Genomic DNA, 19,766 nt, shown 5'->3' on the forward strand with positions numbered 1-19,766 from the left:
ACTTGGTGAAGGCGTCAACTAAAGACGACGGATACCCCGATAGCGCCAGGCCCGACGTGCACGGACAGCACGCTGGTCAGCTCCACGCGGAGGAAGGAAGAATCCGGCAGCGCCAGGCGCAACAAGTCCTCCAGGCGGCGTGCGGCCACCTCGTCCTGGTTGTACTGCACCACCACGAAGGCCGGTTGGCCCTGCGCCCGGGAGGCCACCAAGTCCACCAGCTTGGTAAACGCCTTGGTCTGCGTGCGGGTCTTGCCCACCAACTCCAGCTTGCCGCCCTCCACCGACATGATGGGCTTGGTGGCCAGCAGGGCCGTGGACAGCATCGCGGTGGCCGCGGAGAGGCGCCCGGAGCGGCGGAGGTCCTCCGTCGAGTTGAGGTAGACCCACGTGTGCCCGCGCTCCAGGGTATCCACGGCGGCGGCGTAGCACTCCTGCAGGTCAGCGCCCTCCTGGGCCAGCTTCGCCGCCGCCATCGCCGCCGCGCCCATGGCCATGCCGGCGGTGCCGGAGTCGATGACGCGCACGGTATCCGGGAAGACCCCGGAGGCGGTCACGGCCGCCGACCACGTGGAGGACAATTCCTTCGACAGGTGGATGGCCAGCACGCCGTCGTCACCGGAGCGCTCCATCTCCCGGCCGTACAGGGCGGCCAGCTCCAGGGAGGTCAGCCCCGAGGTGGATAGCTCCGCGCCGTCCTTGCCGTGGCTTTCCATCACGTGGAGGTCCACCACGCTGATGCCGAGCTCCTCCACGATGTCCGCCGGCAGGCCCGCCGCGGAATCGGTGACGACGCGAATCACTAGACGTCCGCCCCTGCGCCGCCGACGACGTGGCCGCCCATGTTCCAGCCGTCGAAGTACCACTGCGCGCGGTCCACGTTCTCTGGGGTAAATGCCAGCGGCGACAGGGGGCGCGCAGCGTCGAATTCGGGGCGGGCGGTCAGCTGCGACCAGTGCGTATTCTTCAGTCCGGACAGGATGCCGTACTGGTGGTGCTCCAGGCCCAGCAGGTGGCAGGTCAGCGCCGAGATGGCGCCGCCGTGGGCGACGACGAGCACCGCGCCGTTGTCCCACTCGGGGTGGTCGCGCATGAGCTCGTCGATGACGGGGCGCGCACGGTTGGCCACGTCCACGCGGCTCTCGCCGTGCGGCGGTGCCCAGGTGGGATCGTGGCGCCACAGCGCACGCGCGCCGGGGAACTGTTCGTCAACCTCGGCGGAGGTCATGCCCTGCCAGTCGCCGAGGTGGGTTTCGCGCAGGCGCTTATCGACGTCTACCGGGATCCCCAACCGCTCACCAATAATGTCCGCGGTGGTGCGAGCCCGGGTGAGGTCGGAGGCCACGATGGCGGTGATGTCCTTGTCCTCCAGCAGGTCCGCGGCGGCGCGGGCCTGGGCGTAGCCGACCTCCGACAGTTCGGTGTCGAGGTGGCCTTGCATCCGGCCGGTGGCGTTATACGTGGTTTGGCCGTGCCGGATGAGCAGGAGGCGGCGGGTCATAATTCGTCGTCTTCCGGCTCCGCCTGAGCCAGCGGGATCTCGTCGATGGACTCGACCTCGCGCAAGTTGACCTCGTTGGCCCACTCTCCCGGGCGCTCCGGGGTCTCAAGGCCCGGGATGTCCAGCAGCGGGCAGTCGTGGTAGAGGCGGTCGAGGCCGTAGAACTCGCGCTGGTCGTTGCGCTGCACGTGGACCACGATGGGGCCGTAGTCCAGCAGTACCCAGCGGTTTTCGCGGTTGCCCTCGCGGCGCTTGGGTTCGAAGCCCTGCTTGGTCAGCTCGTCCTCTACTTCATTGACGATGGACGCCACCTGGCGCTCGGTATCGGCGGAGGCCAGGACAAAGACCTCGGTGATGGCGAGCACGTCGGAGACGTCGATAGCGGCAATGTTGGTGGCCAGCTTCTCGTTGGCCGCCAGGGCGGCGGTCTCCGCCATCTGGCGTGCTTCATCAGTAATCGACATGACAATCCCTATACAACGCGTTGGATGCGGACAACTTTAAGGACTCTAGTCTTACACGTTACTGCGAGTTTTCCTATTCAGAATGGGGAAAGGGCGATCAGAGCGGCTTTTCTGGGCGCGGGCTATACAGGTGGTTCTTGGCAATGTATTGCACCACGCCGTCCGGCACGAGGTACCACACCGGTTGGCCCTGCTCCGCGCGGGCGCGGCAGTCCGTGGAGGAAATGGCCATGGCGGGGATATCGATGAGCTCGATGTCGTCCTGCGAGTCCTGCGGCAGCATATCCTTGGTGAGCTCGTAGCCGGGGCGGGTCACACCGACGAAGTGCGCCATCTCCAGCATCTCCTCCCAGTCTCGCCAGCTCATGATGGAGGCCAGCGAGTCCGCGCCGGTGATGAAGTACAGCTCCGCGTCGGGGAAGACGGCGCGCAGATCCCGCAGCGTGTCGATGGTGTAGGTCGGTCCCTCACGGTCGATGTCGACGCGGGAGACGGTAAACCGCGGGTTGGACGCGGTGGCCACCATGGTCATGAGGTAGCGGTGCTCGGCGGCGGTGACCTGCTTGTGGGCCTTCTGCCAAGGCTGACCGGTAGGCACGAACACCACCGTGTCGAGGCGGAAGCGGTGGGCGGCCTCGCTGGCTGCCACGAGGTGGCCGTTGTGGATGGGGTCAAAGGTGCCACCCATGATTCCGATGCGTTGCGGACTAGTCATGGGTGGTGAGTATAGACGGCTTAGCGGAAGCGCACCCCATCGACGAAGCGGCCGATGGCGTCATAGACCTGGTTATCCCACGGGTAGGCGCGGAAGAAGTAGTGGCTGTGGGAGCCACCGCTGGGCGCTGCGGAGTACAGGTTGTTGACGGAGAGGTCACAGACGCCGTCGGCAGGCAGGCAGTAGTTCACGCGGTTCGCCGTGGCGCGCGGGTAGGGCATGAAGCCCAACGGGCCGCCCGCGCCCTGGGTATTTCCCACGACGGACGGGTCGTTCCTGCGGGTCAGCGGGTCGCCGAAGGTCACCACGCCGGCGAGCTGGCCGCGGAGAGCCAGCTCCGCCTCGTGGTTGGCAATGACCATCGCGCCCTGGGAGAAGCCGGACAGGATGTACTGCGGGTGGCAGCCAGTGCCTGCCTCGTAGTCATTGATGGCGCTCATCACGCCCCGGCGGCCGGTCTCCACGGAGTGGGAGAACTGGTCCACGGCAGACACCGCGGTGCCAATCGCCGGCTGGGCGTACTGCAGCACCAGGCCCAAGACCTGGGCGGCGGTGGTGGGCAGCGCCACGTTCGGCACGGTGTACTCCGGGTTGGTGGCCGGGTAGTACTTGGGCTCCAGGCCCAGCACGTAGACGTCCTTCATTACCGAGTTGCCGCCGTGGGTGGCCTGGTAGCGAGCCTCGGTGTTCTGCAGCATCATGCGGATGGACTCCGCCTCCCAGCCGTTGGAGGCGCGGCCGCCCTGGTTGGAATACTGCGTGGGGTAGATCTTGTCATTCTGGCCGGAGCCGCGGGCGGCCACGAAAACCACTGCGGGGCACTGCTCGTCTGCCTGCGCGGCGGGCGCGGAGACGGTCTGGGGGATAAACACGGCGGCGGCAGCAACGACAGCTGCGGCGGCGGTGGAAGCGAGGCGGGACAGCACGGGGAGGTTCACCAATCATTCTGTTTTTATTACCGCGCTACACACTACCCAGTGCACCGCGTCTGCGCACCACAACCCCCACAACTGCCCCCGCTGCCCTGCTTAGGGGCGAGTCTGGCCGGTGCCCTGCAGGATCCACTTGGTGGATGTGAGCTCCGGCAGCGCCATCGGGCCGCGGGCATGCAGCTTCTGGGTGGAGATGCCGATTTCTGCGCCCATGCCGTAGACCTCTCCGTCCGTGAACGCGGTGGAGGCGTTGAGCATGACCGCTGCGGCATCGACCTGATTGGCAAAGGTGAGCAGCACGTCAGCATCCTGGGCCGCAATGGCCTCGGTGTGGCCGGTGGTGTACTCGGTGATGTGGGCAATGGCGCCGTCGACGCCGTCGACCACCTTGGCGCAGATATCCATGGAGAGGAATTCCTCGCGCCACTCGTCGTCGGTGGCTTCCACTGCATCCTGCACACCGAAGGCTTCGAGTTCCTTCACGGTGCCGTGGATGGTAACCCCTGCCTCCTGGAGGGAGGTGATGATGCGGAGCTTGGAAGCGTCGTCAAGCGCGGCGTCAATGAGCACACACTCGGTGGAATTACACACGGAGGTACGCCGGGTCTTGCCGTTGACGACCATGTCAATGGCCTTGTCCAGGTCGGCCGAAGCGTCCACGTAGAAGTGGCAGTTGCCGGTGCCGGTCTCGATGGCGGGAACCGTGGCGTTTTCCACCACGGCATTGATGAGGCGGGCGCCGCCGCGCGGGATCACCAGGTCCACCAGGCCGCGGGCGGTGATGAGATCCTGGACGGAGTCGTGCGTCTCACAGGGCAACAGCTGCACCCCCTCGCGCGGAAGATCAAACTCCACGAGGGTGTCCTGCAGCAGCTCGACGAGCTGGGCGTTGGAATTCTTCGCGGACTTGGAGCCGCGCAGCAGCGGCACGTTGCCGGACTTCAGCGCCAGGCCGAAGGCATCCACGGTGACGTTGGGGCGGGCCTCGTAGACCATGCCCATCACGCCGAGCGGCACGCGGACCTGCTTCATCTGGATGCCGTTGTCCATGGTGCGGCCCTGGAGAATCTCCCCCACCGGGTCCTGGAGGGAGGCCACCTGGCGCAGGCCGCCGGCAATGCCCTCGATGCGGGCGGCATCAAGTGAGAGGCGGTCAATGAGGGACTCGGACATGCCATTAGCACGGCCGGCTTCAATATCGCGCTGGTTGGCAGCAAGGATGTCCTCGGTGTGCGCGATGAGGATGTCCGCGGCACGGTTGAGGATCTCATTCTTGCGCGGGGTGGGCAGCTGCGCGAACTGCGGCGCCACCGCCTTGGCGGCGCGGGCTTTGGACAGAACTTGCTCACGTTCGGTGTTGCTCATGTCATACCAGCGTACGGAACCTGGCCCGGCTTGTCAGGGATTTTTCCAGGTATGAGCGTTTTAGGCGCCGAGTTCCCGACGGCGCGCAGCTGCGGCGCGTAGACGCTCGGCGCTCTCGTTTTCAGAGAGCTCCTCGTAGAGCTTTTCGTCCGAATCGCTGAATTTCAACACCTGCCGCACCGCCATCGACATAGCGAATCCGGTAAGTGGCGCAAGCCAGAAGTAGGTCCAGTCAAAGACGATGATTCCTAAGAAGAAAAAGGTCATCGCGACGGTCCAAATGACCGAATCAGCTACCTTGACCTTATGCCCGCGGGAGAGCATATCCTCCAGCTCTGCTTCATGCCCGGTAGCGGGCGCCTCTGCGAGCGGAGTGGAAAGCTCCGGCAGATCCTTAAAGAGCTGTGCCACATCCCCGCGGGTACGCGCCACCGCGGCCTTGCCGGTACGCTGCTCGAACTCATCAGGTGCCAGCACGCCGTTGACGAAGTGCTGGCTCAGCTGCTCCAAGGCCTCAGAACGCTCAGCATCACCAACGCGGATGTCTGGGTTCTCCATTAATACCCCGCCTTCGGGTCCACGCGCGTGGGCAGCTCCTCCCCCGCTGCAAAAGCCTGCGCGACCTTGATGGTGTGCGCACCAATCTTCTCGCGCACGGAGCGCTGCGTATTAGCAATGTGCGGGGTGATGACCACGCGCTTGTCCTGCCACAGCGGGTGGTCCTCCGGCAGCGGTTCCGGGTCGGTGACGTCGAGCGCCGCGCCAGCAATCTGCCCGGAGTTGAGCGCCTCCACCAGGTCCTCGGTGTTGATGAGCGGGCCGCGGCCGACGTTGACGACGACGGCGTGGTCCGGCATCTGCTTAAAGGCCTCCGCGTCCACCATGTGGCGGGTTTCCGGGGTTAGCGGGGCGATGAGGACGAAGTAGTCAGCCTTTGGCCACACCTTCTCCACCTCGGCAATGGGATAGGTCTCGTCCGCGCCAGCGACCGGGTTGCCGGAGCGGTTGACCGCGATGATGCGTGGTCCAAAGCCGGAGAGCATGGTGATGAGCCGCTTGCCAATGCCACCGGCGCCAATGATGGCCACCGTCTTGTCCTCGTACAGGTAAGAGGTGTGGGCCTCCATGTCGGAGTAGGACTCAAAGGTGCCGTTGACGCGGCGGTGAGCGTGCAGCTGCGCCAGGAGTAGCGCGATGGTGGATTCGGCCACCGTGTTGTCGTAGACGCCGGCCGCATTCGACCACGGGACTTCAGTCCCCTGCATGGCGTCGAGCACGTGGTCCACGCCCGCGGACGGAATCTGCACGAAGCCGATGTTCTCCGGTAGGGGATCCGGGAAGTCGGTGCCGTCGCCGGTGTAGATGAGGAAGGAGGCGTCGGCAAGCGCGGCGCGCTCGAACCCCGCAGCGTCGAGCACCGCGATGGTCTCCTCCCAGGGCTTCGGTTCAATGGCGTACTTCATGCACTTCCTCCATTAGTATCCGGCGTCCGGATCGACGCGCGTGGGCATGTCCTCGCCGCGCTCCCACGCGGCAGCGTTGGCGCTAAAGATAGCACCCATATAGTGCTGGGCCACCTGGAAGGACGCCGCCATGTGCGGCGTGAGCGTGGCGTTGGGCAAGTCATAGAGCGGGTGCCCATCCGGCAGCGGCTCCGGGTCCATGACCTCCAGGCCGGCGCCGGCGATCTGCCCCTCGCGCAGGGCCTGCACCAGGTCATCGGTGACCACCGTGCTGCCGCGGCCGACGTTGACGAAGACCGCGGAGTCTTTCATGGCGCGGAAGATCTCGGCGTCGAAGAAATGCTCCGTCGCCGCCGTCGCCGGCAGGATGCTCACCACAAAATCGGCCTCGCCCCAGACCTCGCTGGCGCGCTCAATGGGCAAGGTCACGTCCGCGCCCTCCACCGTGCGGCCGGAGCGGTTGACCGCCGTGATGTGCACACCGAAAGGCTTGAGGTAGGCCATGAGCTGCTTGCCGATGCCACCCGCGCCCACGATCACCACACGCTTCGGCCCCTGCTGGTCATAGAGCCAGGCCTGGGACTGATCCAGCTCGTGAGCTACGTCCCAGGTCTTCGCCAGCGCAAAGGCCTTGTGGTGATGCGCCTGGGACAAAAGAAGCCCCAACGCCGACTCCGCCACCGGCTTGGCAAACGCGCCGGCGGAGTTGCACCACGGCACCCCGCCTTCCCGGATGTGCCCGGCCTCGATGAGGTGGTTGACCCCGGTGAAGCAGTACTGCACCCACTGGATGTTTTCCGGCAGGTCCGGCACCGCAGCCGGATCGGAGGAGGTGTTGACGAAGACCTCTGCCTCCGCCAGGCTGTCCACACGCTCGTGGCCGGCAGCCTCAATGTCCTTGGCCGTGGGTGCCCACTCTTCAGGGCCCATGTAGTAGCGCATCAGACGCGGGAGGCGAAGTTAGACAGGTAGTCGGCGTGGACCACCGGGCGGCGCAGCTCCTCCGGGAGCTCATCGGTGTGCTTGCCCATGAGGCGACGCAGCGTGGTGGAGTCATAGCCCACCTCGCCGCGGCCAATGACCTGGCCCTTCGGGCCCATGATATCCACGATCTCGCCGGCGTTGAACTCGCCCTTGATATCGGTCAGGCCAATCGCCAGCAGCGAGTTTCCGCCGCGCACGACGGCCTCCATCGCCCCCTCGTCCAAGCGCAGCGAGCCGCCGGCGTCCGCGCAGTACAGTGCCCAGAACTTCCAGGCGGACAGGTGGCGCTCTTCGCGGGTGTGGAAGACGGTGCCCACTGAGGCGTCGTCCAGCGCCTGCCCAATGTTGTCCGTCGAGGTCAACAGCACCGGGATGCCGCCGCGGGTGGCCAGGCGGGCGGCGGACACCTTCGTGGCCATGCCACCGGTGCCTACCTTGCCGCCGTCACCGGCCACGACCGCCTTGAGGTCCTTACCGGTGCGCACCTCCTCCACGAACTTCGCGTCCGGCTCCGCCGGGTTCTTGTCGTAAAGACCGTCCACGTCGGAGAATAGGAACAGCGCATCGGCGCTCACCAGATTGGCCACCAGGGCAGAGAGGCGATCGTTGTCGCCGAAATGCATCTCTGAGGTGGCCACGGTGTCGTTCTCGTTGACGATGGGCACCGTGCGCAGCTGGCGCAGGCGGTCAATGGTGCGCTGGGCGTTGCGGGCGCGATCGCGCTGGCCAAAGTCCGAGGCAGTCAGCAGCACCTGACCGATGGTGCGGTTGTAGCGGGCAAAAGACGTGCCCCACTCGTAGGCCAGGTGGACCTGCCCCACCGCGGCGGCGGCCTGCTTGGTAGCCAGGTCGTTCGGGCGGTGGTTCAGGCCCAGCGGGCCCATGCCCGCGGCCACCGCACCGGAGGAAACGATGATGATGTCCGAAACATTCATGCGGGCGCAGACCGCGTCCACAATCTTGTCGATCTTCTCCGTCGAGGTCACGAAGTCATCCCGCGTCAGGGAGGAGGAACCGATCTTGATGACAATGCGCTTGGCCTTCGAAATCTGCTCACGCAGCGGCGAGGAGAAACCGCTGGACTTGTCAGACAGTGGCGGGGTGGCCGGGTAGTCCATGTCCGGGGTCGGCCCCTCGAAAGGTTCGAGAGGGAGAGGATAGTCGGGCTGGTTGTCGTGTTCGGATGACATACCAGCGCAGTATACCGGCCTAACCCTGCCAGCGATCCCGGTTTGCAGACTCGCGGGTGACCTCTTCGTCCGTGCCGTAGTCGAACTCATCCACCAAGCCGCGGCGCGCCTGGGAGGCGCGCTTGCGCTCAGCCGCAGAGACGCGCTCGGTGCTCATGAGGCGGCCGTCCTGGCCGCGGCCCGCGTCGGTCGCGCGACCGCCCGCCATCGGTTCGTACTCGAAAGTAATGTCCCCGATGGTGACCGGGCAGCCGATTTCGGCGCCCATGCGGTGCAGCTCGTCCTCCACACCCGCCTTGGCCAGGCGGTCCGCCAGGTAGCCCACGGCCTCGTCGTTTTCGAAGTCGGTCTGGCGGATCCAGCGGTCGATCTTGTCGCCCTCGACGATGAAGCCGCCCTCCACCTCCGGGTCACGGGTGACGGTGAAGTCCGCGAAGGACCCCTTCTTTTTCTTGCCCACGGCCTTGGGCTGGATGATGGTGTGGTTCTTGTCCGCCTTGACCTTCGGCTGGGCCTTGCGGTGTTCCTTCACCATCTCCATGAGCTTGTACTTCAGCGGGTCCAGGCCCTTGCGGGCCACCGCGGAGATGATGAAGACCGGCCAGCCGTACTTCTCCTCCAGGTCACCCTTCACGAACTCCGCGAGCTCTTCGGCCTCGGGCACGTCCGCCTTGTTGAGGATGATGACGCGCGGGCGCTCCCGCAGGTCCCCCAGGCCGGTGTCCTGATCCAGCAGGTCCTGGTACTTGGCCAGCTCGTTCTCCAGCGCCTCGACGTCCGATAGCGGGTCGCGCCCCGGCTCGATGGACGCGGTGTCCACCACGTGGGCGAGAACCGCGGTGCGCTCGATGTGGCGCAGGAAGTCCAGGCCCAGGCCCCTGCCCTCGGCCGCGCCCGGGATGAGGCCCGGCACGTCAGCCATGGTGAAGGACTCGTAGCCCATGTCCACCACGCCAAGGTTGGGCTGGAGGGTGGTAAACGGGTAGTCACCGATCTTCGGCTTGGCCGCCGATAGCACGGAAATCAGCGAGGACTTGCCTGCCGAGGGGAAGCCCACCAGGCCAACGTCTGCCATGGACTTGAGTTCTAGGACCAGCTCGCGGGCCTCGCCCGGCTCGCCCTGCAGCGCAAACCCCGGGGCCTTGCGGGCGGCCGACGCCAGCGCGGCGTTGCCCAAGCCGCCGAAGCCGCCCTCGGCGGCGACGAAGCGGGTGCCCGGCACGGTGAGATCGGCGAGCATCTCGCCGTCCTCGGTGTAGACCACGGTGCCGGCCGGGACCTCGAGAATAAGGTCTTCGCCGCGGGCGCCGTTGCGCCAATCTCCCGCGCCGTTGCCGCCGCGCCCGGACTTCAGGTGCGGGCGGTAGTGGAAGTCCATGAGGGTGTGGATCTGGGTGGAAACCTCCAGCAGGATGTCTCCACCGTGCCCGCCGTTGCCGCCATCGGGGCCGCCCAGCGGCTTAAACTTCTCACGGTGGACGGACGCGCAGCCGTGGCCGCCGTCGCCTGCCTGCAGGTGCAGAACCACTCGATCAATGAAACGTGCCATGACGGCTAGTGTACCGTCCAGCCTCTGACACCTTCGCGTGCCTCCCAGTGCCGCGCCACATCCTGTGCCGAAAGAATCGTGGGATAGACCGCCGCGAAGGACATGTACCCCAGGAAGTTATCGGGGCTTGTCGCCGGCCAGTTGTTGTTACCGCCGGTGTAGCCGTACCGGATGTAACCCTCGTTGGCGCCGGTGAAGCGGTACAGGTCAGATTTAGAGACCTTCGCCGCCTCGAAGTCACCGTCGATGGCGATGGACATCTCCTTGGTGGTGAAATCCCACGTCGTCACCACCTGGTGCCACTCGCCATCGTCAATGCGGCTGTAGCTTCGTACCTGGTCGTAGACCAAGTCCGTGCCGAGCGGGGCTTTGCGGACTTGGAAGGCCACGGTGCCGTCGCCAAGCACCTGCACACGCCACACCGGGCGGTCGTAGTTACCAAAAATCGAGTTCACCACGATGGTGCCCTGCGCTTGCGACGTGCGCACCCACGTCTCCGTGGTGAACTGCGTGGGCATGGTCACCGGTGTCTGGGTGGTGTTGATAGTCGTGCGCGTCGACGACAAACCACTCTGGATCGCTCCACCTGTCGTCGCGTTGCCGCCCTTGAGGTATGCGTGTCCCGTGACCCCTACGCAGGGCTCCGTCGGGGCCTGCTGGCTGGTGTCCACGTTCCACGTCTGGTTGGGCTTGATCGCGGTACCGTTTGTGGCCGCCCACGTCGTTTTATCCAGTGAGTCATTCGTGGCCCGCGCAAAAGGCGTATGGAAGTGGTAGAGGTAGCCGCCGTAGTCCTCAGTGGAACGCTGCATCTCGTCGTAACACGTTCTCACCAGCTCGCCTTTCGCGGTGCCGGCGGAGTTCGCGGAGTTGGTCACCTGGGCGCTCCAGCTGCCCAGGGTGGGCCGCAGGGTAAGGCCCAGCACCGCGAGGATGGCCACCAGCACCGCGGTGAAAGCCAGCGGCAGGCGCTCATTCTTGGGCATGAGAGTCCTCCCTCAAGGCTCGACGGTACTGGGCATAGAACCACGCGAAGGGTGAGGCCACCAGCGCTAACAGCGCCAGCGCCCACGGCCACGTGAGGACGGGAAGGGGGCGGAAGACGAAGTCGCCCTCCTCGTTCGGTGCGGAATCGATGGCGAAGGAATCCGTGCCGGTGGGGCTCATCACTGCGGAGTCCTCTCCCCCGCCCTCGCCGATAGGGACGACGTGCACGGGGAGCAGGCCGGTGGAGACCACGTGTGCGCGGGCATAAGCCTCCTGCCCCGAACCATTGACCTCCATCCCCAGAAGGTAGGCGCCCAAAAGCGGCCGCAGCAGGATTATCCCGCAGGCCAGCCCCAGGAATGCACCGGTGTTGCGGTAGCGGCGGCGGTGCAGCTCGTCCTCGATCCGGGAGGCGGCCAGCAGCATCACGAGCCAGCCCACGGCCATGCAGCCGGCCAGCCGGATTCCCCAGCCCAGCGCCGGGCAGGAAAAGATGACCTTGCCTACGAGGGACTCATCCGTCGCCGGCTGGGCGTCGGGGGCGCCGTTGAGCACGCCCTGGGTGATGGCGGAATTGCCCAGCTTCTCGACGACCTCATGGGTCCGCGTCCGCTCCCCGTCCCGCACGGTGACGGTGTCCCCCACCTCGACGTCCGCAATGGTAGCCGGGGCAGTGACCGCCAACGAGCCGACGGGTAGCTCAGTGCCCATCGACGGAGTGGTCAGGACGTGCGCCCGCACGCCCGCCCACCACGCCGCACCGCACGCGAGTGCGAGGACGAGGGCCACCGCTGCCGCGCCAATTGCTAGGCTTCGGCGGTGTTGGTTCATCGACGCCCTTAGGCGGACAGGGTCCACACCAGGTTCTGGGAGATCTGCTGATCCATGATCGAGGTGTCAGTAGTCCCCTCCGGCAGGGTGACGGTGATGTCGAAATCCTTCGTCGCGTCAACCGCCATGGGCTCCGCGATGTCGAAGGACTTGCCGGCCAGGGCGGTCGGGGTGGTGTTCTCCGTCAGGGTGGTGGTGCCACCGGTCTTCACGGTGACCTGCAGGACGTCGCAGAGGCTGTTCTCGCCGACGTCCTGGCCGGTGACCGTGCAGTCACCGAAGTTGAGGGTAAAGGCGGTAGCGTCGACCGAGCCGGTGTTCTTGAACTGCACGGTGGTGGTCGTGGTATCACCCGGGACCATCTTCAGGTTTCCGCCGTACTTGTTGATGTCAGAGACGGAGATGGTGTTGTTCTTACCCTCGGCGGTGTTGTGGGTGTTGGTGGGCTGGCCGTCAACGATCTGGGACTCCGACATAGTCAGGCCACCGGAGCCGGCGGTGTTGCCGCTGTTGGTGATTTGGGCGGAGTAGGCGCCCAGGGTGCCTGCTGCCAGGGAGGCAACGAGGGCAACAGAGGCGACGGAGGCCGGGACGATCCAGCCGGTGCGGGTGCGCTTGTTCTCTGCGGACATAGTGATTCTCCTTAGGACAAAGGGAAGGGTAATGGGTGCGGGGCGAGCCAGCCACTAGGCGGATGGCGCGGTGCCGAGGTCCGGCTCACGCACGGCGACTGTGGAGAGACGGTATGGAGGCTTCGTGTCGAAGCGTGCTCGCTGTTCCGAACGCAATACTACATCTGCGAAAATTTCGCCGTCAAGGCTGTGTACTGGGATTTTGCGGAAACCCGGAAGGATTATGCAGTACACCCTTTCGCACCATTTCCGCATGTTCGCTCCCCCACGCACACCCCCGCATACACCCAATCCCAACAATTCCCACACCTCTGGCAAGAGTAAAGCTGAGGACTCCCCTCGTAGCCTAAGTGGAGCCTAATAAGCCCATAGCCCCTACATGACGCACATCACAGCGCTCCTCGTATACTATAAGCCCTCCTGCACGACATGCATCGGCCTGCGCGCCGACCGACCCCCGAAAACGCCACAGTCCCGAGCGCACGAAGCACTCGGGACTGAAGACTTAAAAGGTTGTGCGCTTAGGCAGAAGCCTCAGCTGCGACCTCCTCGGCCGGCACGATGTTCACCATGCGGCGACCGCGCTTGGTACCGAACTCGACGGAGCCTGCAGCGAGAGCGAACAGGGTATCGTCGCCGCCGCGACCAACGTTCTCACCCGGGTGGAACTTGGTGCCGCGCTGACGCACGATGATCTCGCCGGCCTTAACCTGCTGACCACCGAAGCGCTTGACGCCGAGGCGCTTGGACTCGGAATCGCGACCGTTGCTGGAGCTGGAAGCACCCTTCTTGTGTGCCATGTGGTTTCCCCTCCTTCAGGGATGAATTACAGCCCGGTTAAGGCTTACTTGATACCGGTAATCTTCAGCGTGGTCACCGGCTGACGGTGGCCCAGACGCTTCTTGTAACCAGTCTTGTTCTTGTACTTGAGGATGTCGATCTTCGGGCCCTTGCCCTGCTCGACAATTTCAGCGGAGACAGAGACCTTCTCCAGGTCAGCTGCCTTCGACTTGACGGTTGCGCCATCGACGAGCAGAACCGGGGTGAGAGCCACGGAGGAACCCGGCTCACCCTCGATCTTCTCGACCTTGACGAGGTCACCTTCAGCAACCTTGTACTGCTTTCCGCCGGTCTTGACGATCGCGTACATAGAGGGCTACCCCTTATCTAAACTCGGCTCGTCAGCGGCTGGGTGACGCCACCGACGAATGGACATTGGACAATTGCGTCTAAACCGTGAGCGGCGAGGGGCGTGCGTAAACCGCGTCCGTCCCGTCCAGCGCGTTCATGGTCTAAACAGCGACTGTCAAAGACTACCCCGCGATGGGGCGAAAAGGCAAAACGCCCTATCTAGCGTGACCTGCGCCGCGCCACTCGGCGGCGTCCGCGTCCACCCTTGCGCGCGGTTCCGGAGCCCCGCGAAGAGGAGTTCTCGTGGGCGTCGCCGGAGTTGGCGTGAGCAGAGTCCCGGCGGGATTGCTCCGCGTGGGCCGCGACTGGCGACGTCGTCTTGCGCACCGCCCGGCGGCGCCCACGGCGGCGACCAGTGCGCGCGGTGGCGTCCTCCTGCTGCCCCTTCCGGTCATGCTGCGGCTTCGCCTGCTGCGGCTCGGCCTTTGTCGGCTCGGCGTCCTGCTGGAAGTCCTCCGGGCGGGGGCGCACATCAGAACGCGAGTTGCCGCGGGTGCGGCGCCGGCGGCGAGGGGACTTCTCGAACTCCTCCACTGCCTCCTCGTAGGTGCGCTCCGGGCGCTTCTTTTCAGCACCCTTCGCTGCCTTCTTCTTCGGCGGCTGCTCAGCAGGCTTCTCCGCACGCTGTTGCGGAGCCTCGTGTGCCGGCTCCTGCTCCGCGCGCTTGTCCTGCTTGCGCGACGTTCGGGCAGCCCGGCGGGGCTTGCGCCCGCGCTGAGACTTCTTCGGCGCCAGGCTCTCTGCCACGGCGTAGCCGATGGACGCGCTGTCCGGGGTGCCACCCTCGTCGTCGACGACGACGTTGGCCACGAGATCCTCCAGCGAGGTGTCCTCACTGCGGTCTGCGCTGCGCTCTGCCCGGCGATCTCCACGGTTCTCCGCGGAGTGCTCGTCGTCCTCATGCTCGTGCATGTGGACGGCGGTCGGGTGCTGCTGCGGATCACGCTGCGGCTTGCGGCGCTCCTTGCGCCCGCGGCGGTGCTGCGGCTTTCCGGTCTCCTCCTCCGGCTCCTCGTCCACCGGGTACTCGTGGATGATGATGCCGCGGCCATGGCAGGCCTCGCACTCGGTGGAGAAGGTTTCGACCAGGCCGGTTCCCACGCGCTTGCGGGTCATCTGCACCAGGCCCAAAGAGGTGACCTCGGAGACCTGGTGGCGGGTGCGGTCGCGGCCCAGGGCCTCCTTGAGGCGGCGCAGCACCAGATCCTGGTTTTCCGGCAGGACCATGTCGATGAAGTCCACGACGATCATGCCGCCCATATCGCGCAGGCGCATCTGGCGCACGATTTCCTCGGCGGCCTCCAGGTTATTGCGCGTGACGGTCTCCTCCAGGTTGCCGCCGGAACCGGTGAACTTGCCCGTGTTGACGTCGATAACGGTCATGGCCTCAGTGCGGTCGATGACCAGCGTGCCGCCGGAGGGCAGCCATACCTTGCGGCTAAGTGCCTTGTGCAGCTGCTCATCGATGCGGTAGGCGTCGAAGGCGTCCTCGCCGCCGTGCTCGCGGGCGTCGTAGCGCACCACGCGGTCCGCCAAGTCGTGCGCCATGGAGTCCACGTAGGCGCTCACCGTATTGTAGGAGCGCTTGCCGTCCACGACGAGCGTGCTGAAGTCCTCATTGAAGAGGTCACGCACGACCTTGATAAGCAGATCCGGCTCTTCGTACAGCGTTACCGGCTTGGCGCCCTTCGTGGCCTTTTCGTGCGCGGCGCGGGCGCTGATGTCCTCCCACAGGGAGTGCAGGCGGTTGACGTCGGTGGCGATGTCCTCCTCCGGCACGTTCTCCGCCGCGGTGCGGATGATGGCCCCGCCATCGCCCGGAATAACGCGCTCCAGGATTGACTTGAGGCGCTTGCGCTCCGGTACCGGCAGCTTGCGGGAAATGCCTGCGCTGCGCCCGCCCGGCACGTAGACCAGGAAGCGGCCGGCCAGCGAAATCTGGGTGGTCAGGCGCGCACCCTTGTGTCCGATGGGGTCCTTGGCCACCTGGACCAGCACCTGGTCACCGGATTTCAGGGCGTTTTCAATCTTGCGGCCGCGCCCACCGATGCCCAGCGCGCGCCAGTCGACGTCTCCCGCGTACAGCACGCCGTTGCGGCCCTGTCCGATGTCGACGAAGGCCGCCTCCATCGAGGGCAAGACGTTTTGGACGCGGCCCAAGTAGATGTTGCCGATCTGGGAAGGGTGCGACTCGGTGGTCACGAAGTGCTCGACCAGGAGGTCATCCTCGAGCACGCCAACCTGGGTGATGATGCCCGCACCATCGGTGCGCTGCTTATCGCGCACCACCATGGTGCGCTCCACGGACTCGCGGCGGGCCAGGAACTCCGCCTGGGAGACGATGTGCTGGCGCTCGCGGCCCTTCTCGCGCAACTCGGCGCGGCGGCGGCGCTGCGCCTCGATGCGGGTCGAGCCCTTGATGGCCTTCGGCTCCTGGATGACCTCCGCTCCGCGGCCGCGCGAGGTGCCGCGGCGCCCGCGGCGACGGCTGCGCGGCTCGTCCTTCGCGTTCTGTGAGTCCTGTGCCGCGTCAGCCGAATCATAGGACTCGTAGTCTTCCGCAGCCTCGACATCACGCGCGTCGTCGGCCACGGCGTCCTGCGCGTCCCGGCGCTTGCGCGACTTCGGGCTGGTGGCCTGCGGCGCCATGAAGACCGGGGCGTAGTCGTAGACCTCCGGCTCGTCCACCGGCATCGGCGTGATGACCGGGGCCACCTCGTCCTCATCGAAGTCATCGCCGGCCTCCACGAGGGCCTCGTGCAGCATCTCCGCGTCGACCTTCTCCACGATCTGGGAGATCTCATTGTCGACGTTCTTGCGCACGCGCTCGCGCAGCTTCTCCTCATCCTCGCTCAGCTGCCCCGGCTGCCCTGACTGTGCGGACTGCTCCGGCTGTGCGGGCTCGTCCTGCTGCTGCGGCTCGGCCCGCTCAGTCTGCTCAGCCTGCTTGGGGTTCTTGGCCTCGGCCGGCTTGCCGTCCTTCTTCCCCGCCTTCGCGGTGCGCTTGGTGGCGCGCTTCGCCCGCTTCTTCTTCGTGGTCTTTGCCGGCTCCGCGGACTTCTCCGTGTCGGGCTCAGCAGTATTCTCTGCGTCCGTGTCAGATTCTGTGTCAGATTCCGCCGCGGTATCCGCAGCCGTTGTGGCTGCGGGCTGGGAGGCAGGCACTGTGGCGTCGATAAGCTGGCCAATCTCCTCCGGGGTCAGCGATGACTGCGCGGACTTCTTGATGCCCATCTGTGCGAACTGCGCCACCAATTCTTTGGAGGCCACGCCCACTTGCTTGGCCAGGGCGTAGAGGCGCGTCTTGGGCGCGAGGCTAGCGCGGTCAATGCTGGCTACCGCCGCAGCCACAGTCGATTCAGTTGCTGCTTCTTCTTTTTTCTTGGATGCCATGCGTGGCTTGTCTCCTGACTTCTGCTCACCCCGGGCGCAGACTGCCGCCACACGGTGGTGAGACTTTAAAAAATTCTCTATATTTCCGTATTCATTTATTTCAGGTACCTGTGCCGTCGATCGCCGCACAACCTTTAGCTTAGGCCACTTGTTAGTATTGCCGCTATGTCCGAGGTTGAGCGCACAAACACACCTTCTACCCCAGCTCGACGCGAATCTGCGCCGCGCACCGTGGCGCAGGCGCGGGCGCGCAACGAGATTGCGATGCGGGACATCGTAACCATTGCCGTGCCCGCGGGCATCGCCTCGGGCCTGCGCGCCGTAGACTTCCCGTATCCCTACGGCGTGCCGGTCTACGGGGTGCTCATCGTGGTGATGCTCTACGGAGCGTTCCGCATCTTCCGGAGCAGGCCCGCCCTCGTGCAGGCCGCCCAAGAAGAGTTCCGGGCGGGCGACTATCCCCTGGTGGCCTACCTCCTGCCGGTGTTGGCCATCTGCTCCCCGATGATCACCGACATCATCGCCACAACCGGAATCATCGGAGACGTGTCCGTGAATCCCATTCTGGTGGCCACCGGCCACGCCGCCTTTGCTATCCCCGCGTTTATCCTGGGCGGCCGGGCATTCGCCACCAGTTCTTTCCGCGTGGGCAAGCGCCGCATCCAGGCCATCACTGACCAGGAGAGCCTGGACGGGGTAACGCGGGAGAGCCTGGACGCGGTAGAAAGGCACCCGGGGCCGCTCAGCGGGCTCGTAGCTTCCGGCGCGGTTACGGGCAATACGGTATCTATTCCGGCGCTTGGCCGACTGCTCGGGTACGAGGAGGGCCTCGAGGAAGAGTTCAAGGATCTGCAGAAGGCCGGCGTGGTGAAGCTATCGGGGCTCATCTACGGCAAGGGCAAGCGCACTTTTAACGTCACTCTCACAGAGGCCGGGGTGCGCAGCATCAACGCCGCGCGCCGGCGCTAGCACGGGAGGGTCTCATCTCCTGGGAAGAGTTTCGGCCCAATCCACAGCATGAGATAGACCAGACCAACGAGGACGGGGATCTCAACGAGGGGACCAATCGTTCCGGCAAGGGCTTGAGCAGACATCGCTCCGAAGGTGCCGATGGATACCGCAATGGCAAGCTCAAAGTTATTTCCTGCTGCGGTGAACGCCACGCTGGCAGACTGCGCATAGTTCATACCAACGGCCTTTGCCACGCCCAGCGACAGCACAAACATGCCCACGAAGTAGATAACTAGCGGCACGGCCACGCGCGCTACCGTGGCTGGCTGCTCCACAATGTGCTCGCCTTGCAGGGAAAAGAGCAGAACAATCGTGTATAACAGGCCGATCATGGCCAGGGGCGATACGGCTGGGAGGAAGCGGTTCTCAAACCATTCCCGCCCCTTTACCTTTTCGCTCCAGACGCGAGACAGCGCACCCAACAGGAACGGTATGCCCAAGAAGACGAGTACGGCCTTGACGATGGCCCAGAAGGAAAAGTCAGCGCTCGTCGTGTCCAGGCCCAGCCATCCGGGGAGGACGCGAAGGTAGAACCAGCCCAGAACACCAAACATAGCGACCTGGAAGATGGAGTTCAGGGCAACAAGCACAGCCGTTGCCTCGCGGTCAGCGCACGAGAGGTCCGACCACACAAGCACCATGGCGATACAGCGGGCAAGGCCCACAATGATGAGGCCGGTGCGCAGCTCCGGCTGGTCCGCCAAGAACAGCCACGCCAGGGTAAACATAAACGCCGGCCCCACCAGCCAGTTGAGGACGAGCGATACCGCCATGAGGCGGCCATCCGTGGCAATTTCCTTGGTCTTCTCGTAGCGGACCTTGGCCAAAGGTGGGTACATCATAACGAGGAGGCCAATGGCAATCGGGATGGAAATCCCACCCACTTCAACAGCCCCTAGGGCTTGGCCAATTCCGGGAATGAAGTGGCCAATGAGCAGTCCGGCGGCCATCGCCAGAATAATCCACACCGGTAAAAATCGGTCAAGAAAAGACAACGTCGGGCGCTGCGGAGCGGCCATGCCTTCCCTCCTTCTAACTTGAATAGAACGTGATACGAACATTCAATGTACAGAACATATTGATGTACTTCAATATGACGTAGGGGCGAAGATAGCTCCTATACTGATCACATGGCTTCCTCTTCCACGCCCGAGACCAGTGCGCCCGGCACTGAGTGCTGCTCCTTAAGCATGGGTCCACTCAGCGACGCCGAGGCGATGCATTTTTCGCAGCAATTCAAGGTCCTCGCAGACCCAGCCCGCCTTCGTCTGCTGTCCATTTTGTGCGAGGAAGGCTGCGGGCCAATGAGCGTCACGGAACTCACCAAGCTCACTGCGCTGAGCCAGCCCACGGTCTCCCACCACTTAGCACGTCTGCGGGAGGCCGGCCTGCTATCCAAGCAGCAATGCGGCCGCACCGTCACCCACCAGGTGAACAAAGACGCTTTTGCGGCCTTGCGCACGCTACTGTCATTCGATTAACCGGTACCCGATAGCAGGAATGACAAAAGCCCGAGCAGTTCATCATTCACTGCTCGGGCTTTCTTGCGCATAAGGCG

At 64.9% G+C, this 19,766-nt stretch carries 20 protein-coding genes; 2 read left to right on the forward strand and 18 right to left on the reverse strand.

What is annotated here, in order from left to right:
- Positions 1-14: 14 nt before the first annotated feature.
- From ACLI1P_RS10095 to ACLI1P_RS10175, 17 genes are all read right to left on the reverse strand, one after another.
- Positions 15-803, reverse strand: coding sequence for a DegV family protein (locus ACLI1P_RS10095; protein ID WP_411708783.1), 789 nt, complete (start codon positions 801-803; stop codon positions 15-17).
- Entirely contained in the window at positions 803-1,501 is a 699-nt protein-coding gene (locus ACLI1P_RS10100) for a histidine phosphatase family protein (RefSeq protein ID WP_411708784.1), read from the reverse strand. The genes ACLI1P_RS10095 and ACLI1P_RS10100 overlap by 1 nt, the downstream gene beginning before the upstream one ends.
- Positions 1,498-1,965 carry a ribosome silencing factor gene (rsfS, locus tag ACLI1P_RS10105; RefSeq protein ID WP_411708785.1) on the reverse strand — a complete coding sequence of 156 codons (468 nt, stop codon included), beginning with the start codon at positions 1,963-1,965 and terminating at the stop codon, positions 1,498-1,500. Before rsfS ends, ACLI1P_RS10100 begins: the two co-directional genes overlap by 4 nt.
- Positions 1,966-2,062: 97 nt before the next feature.
- The gene (nadD, locus tag ACLI1P_RS10110; protein WP_296133926.1) at positions 2,063-2,680 is read right to left on the reverse strand and encodes a nicotinate-nucleotide adenylyltransferase; all 618 of its coding nucleotides are present in this window, start codon (positions 2,678-2,680) and stop codon (positions 2,063-2,065) included.
- Positions 2,681-2,700: 20 nt separating this feature from the next.
- Positions 2,701-3,618, reverse strand: a complete 918-nt coding sequence (locus tag ACLI1P_RS10115; protein ID WP_411709717.1) for a cutinase family protein — start codon at positions 3,616-3,618, stop codon at positions 2,701-2,703.
- A gap of 90 nt (positions 3,619-3,708) precedes the next feature.
- Positions 3,709-4,977, reverse strand: a complete 1,269-nt coding sequence (locus ACLI1P_RS10120) for a glutamate-5-semialdehyde dehydrogenase (RefSeq protein WP_411708786.1) — start codon at positions 4,975-4,977, stop codon at positions 3,709-3,711.
- 60 nt (positions 4,978-5,037) lie between these two features.
- The gene (locus tag ACLI1P_RS10125; RefSeq protein WP_306507597.1) at positions 5,038-5,535 is read right to left on the reverse strand and encodes a DUF1707 domain-containing protein; all 498 of its coding nucleotides are present in this window, start codon (positions 5,533-5,535) and stop codon (positions 5,038-5,040) included.
- Complete coding sequence (locus ACLI1P_RS10130; RefSeq protein ID WP_306507596.1) at positions 5,535-6,440, reverse strand: D-isomer specific 2-hydroxyacid dehydrogenase family protein; 906 nt, start codon at positions 6,438-6,440, stop codon at positions 5,535-5,537. Before ACLI1P_RS10130 ends, ACLI1P_RS10125 begins: the two co-directional genes overlap by 1 nt.
- 12 nt (positions 6,441-6,452) lie before the next feature.
- Positions 6,453-7,382, reverse strand: a complete 930-nt coding sequence (locus tag ACLI1P_RS10135; RefSeq protein ID WP_306507595.1) for a D-isomer specific 2-hydroxyacid dehydrogenase family protein — start codon at positions 7,380-7,382, stop codon at positions 6,453-6,455.
- Entirely contained in the window at positions 7,382-8,542 is a 1,161-nt protein-coding gene (proB, locus tag ACLI1P_RS10140; protein ID WP_373692280.1) for a glutamate 5-kinase, read from the reverse strand. Before proB ends, ACLI1P_RS10135 begins: the two co-directional genes overlap by 1 nt.
- A 91-nt stretch (positions 8,543-8,633) precedes the next feature.
- Positions 8,634-10,163 (reverse strand): GTPase ObgE, encoded by a 1,530-nt coding sequence (gene obgE, locus ACLI1P_RS10145; protein ID WP_411708787.1) that lies wholly within the window; start codon positions 10,161-10,163, stop codon positions 8,634-8,636.
- A gap of 5 nt (positions 10,164-10,168) precedes the next feature.
- The gene (locus ACLI1P_RS10150; protein WP_411708788.1) at positions 10,169-11,149 is read right to left on the reverse strand and encodes a LamG-like jellyroll fold domain-containing protein; all 981 of its coding nucleotides are present in this window, start codon (positions 11,147-11,149) and stop codon (positions 10,169-10,171) included.
- Positions 11,136-11,981: a hypothetical protein gene (locus tag ACLI1P_RS10155; RefSeq protein WP_411708789.1), complete on the reverse strand. Its 846-nt coding sequence runs from the start codon at positions 11,979-11,981 to the stop codon at positions 11,136-11,138. The genes ACLI1P_RS10150 and ACLI1P_RS10155 overlap by 14 nt, the downstream gene beginning before the upstream one ends.
- 8 nt (positions 11,982-11,989) lie before the next feature.
- Complete coding sequence (locus ACLI1P_RS10160) at positions 11,990-12,613, reverse strand: hypothetical protein (RefSeq protein ID WP_411708790.1); 624 nt, start codon at positions 12,611-12,613, stop codon at positions 11,990-11,992.
- A 521-nt stretch (positions 12,614-13,134) separates the two neighbouring features.
- Positions 13,135-13,413, reverse strand: a complete 279-nt coding sequence (gene rpmA, locus ACLI1P_RS10165; protein WP_408930901.1) for a 50S ribosomal protein L27 — start codon at positions 13,411-13,413, stop codon at positions 13,135-13,137.
- A gap of 44 nt (positions 13,414-13,457) precedes the next feature.
- Positions 13,458-13,763, reverse strand: coding sequence for a 50S ribosomal protein L21 (rplU, locus tag ACLI1P_RS10170; RefSeq protein WP_408930902.1), 306 nt, complete (start codon positions 13,761-13,763; stop codon positions 13,458-13,460).
- 200 nt (positions 13,764-13,963) lie between these two features.
- Positions 13,964-17,197: a translation initiation factor IF-2 N-terminal domain-containing protein gene (locus tag ACLI1P_RS10175; RefSeq protein ID WP_411708791.1), complete on the reverse strand. Its 3,234-nt coding sequence runs from the start codon at positions 17,195-17,197 to the stop codon at positions 13,964-13,966.
- Between the two features lie 165 nt (positions 17,198-17,362).
- Here ACLI1P_RS10175 and ACLI1P_RS10180 point away from each other — a divergent pair, with 165 nt between their 5' ends.
- A complete protein-coding gene (locus ACLI1P_RS10180; protein WP_411708792.1) occupies positions 17,363-18,166 on the forward strand; it encodes a hypothetical protein in 804 nt (267 codons plus the stop codon).
- On the opposite strand, the gene arsB is transcribed toward ACLI1P_RS10180, so the two are convergent.
- Positions 18,163-19,227, reverse strand: a complete 1,065-nt coding sequence (gene arsB / locus ACLI1P_RS10185) for an ACR3 family arsenite efflux transporter (RefSeq protein ID WP_411708793.1) — start codon at positions 19,225-19,227, stop codon at positions 18,163-18,165. The genes ACLI1P_RS10180 and arsB overlap by 4 nt on opposite strands.
- Positions 19,228-19,338: 111 nt before the next feature.
- Between arsB and ACLI1P_RS10190 the strand changes: the two genes are divergently transcribed.
- Positions 19,339-19,689 carry a metalloregulator ArsR/SmtB family transcription factor gene (locus ACLI1P_RS10190; RefSeq protein WP_408930905.1) on the forward strand — a complete coding sequence of 117 codons (351 nt, stop codon included), beginning with the start codon at positions 19,339-19,341 and terminating at the stop codon, positions 19,687-19,689.
- Positions 19,690-19,766 lie beyond the last annotated feature (77 nt).

Origin of the sequence: Corynebacterium tardum (assembly GCF_046717785.1) — a bacterium.
Classification (GTDB): Bacteria; Actinomycetota; Actinomycetes; order Mycobacteriales; family Mycobacteriaceae; genus Corynebacterium.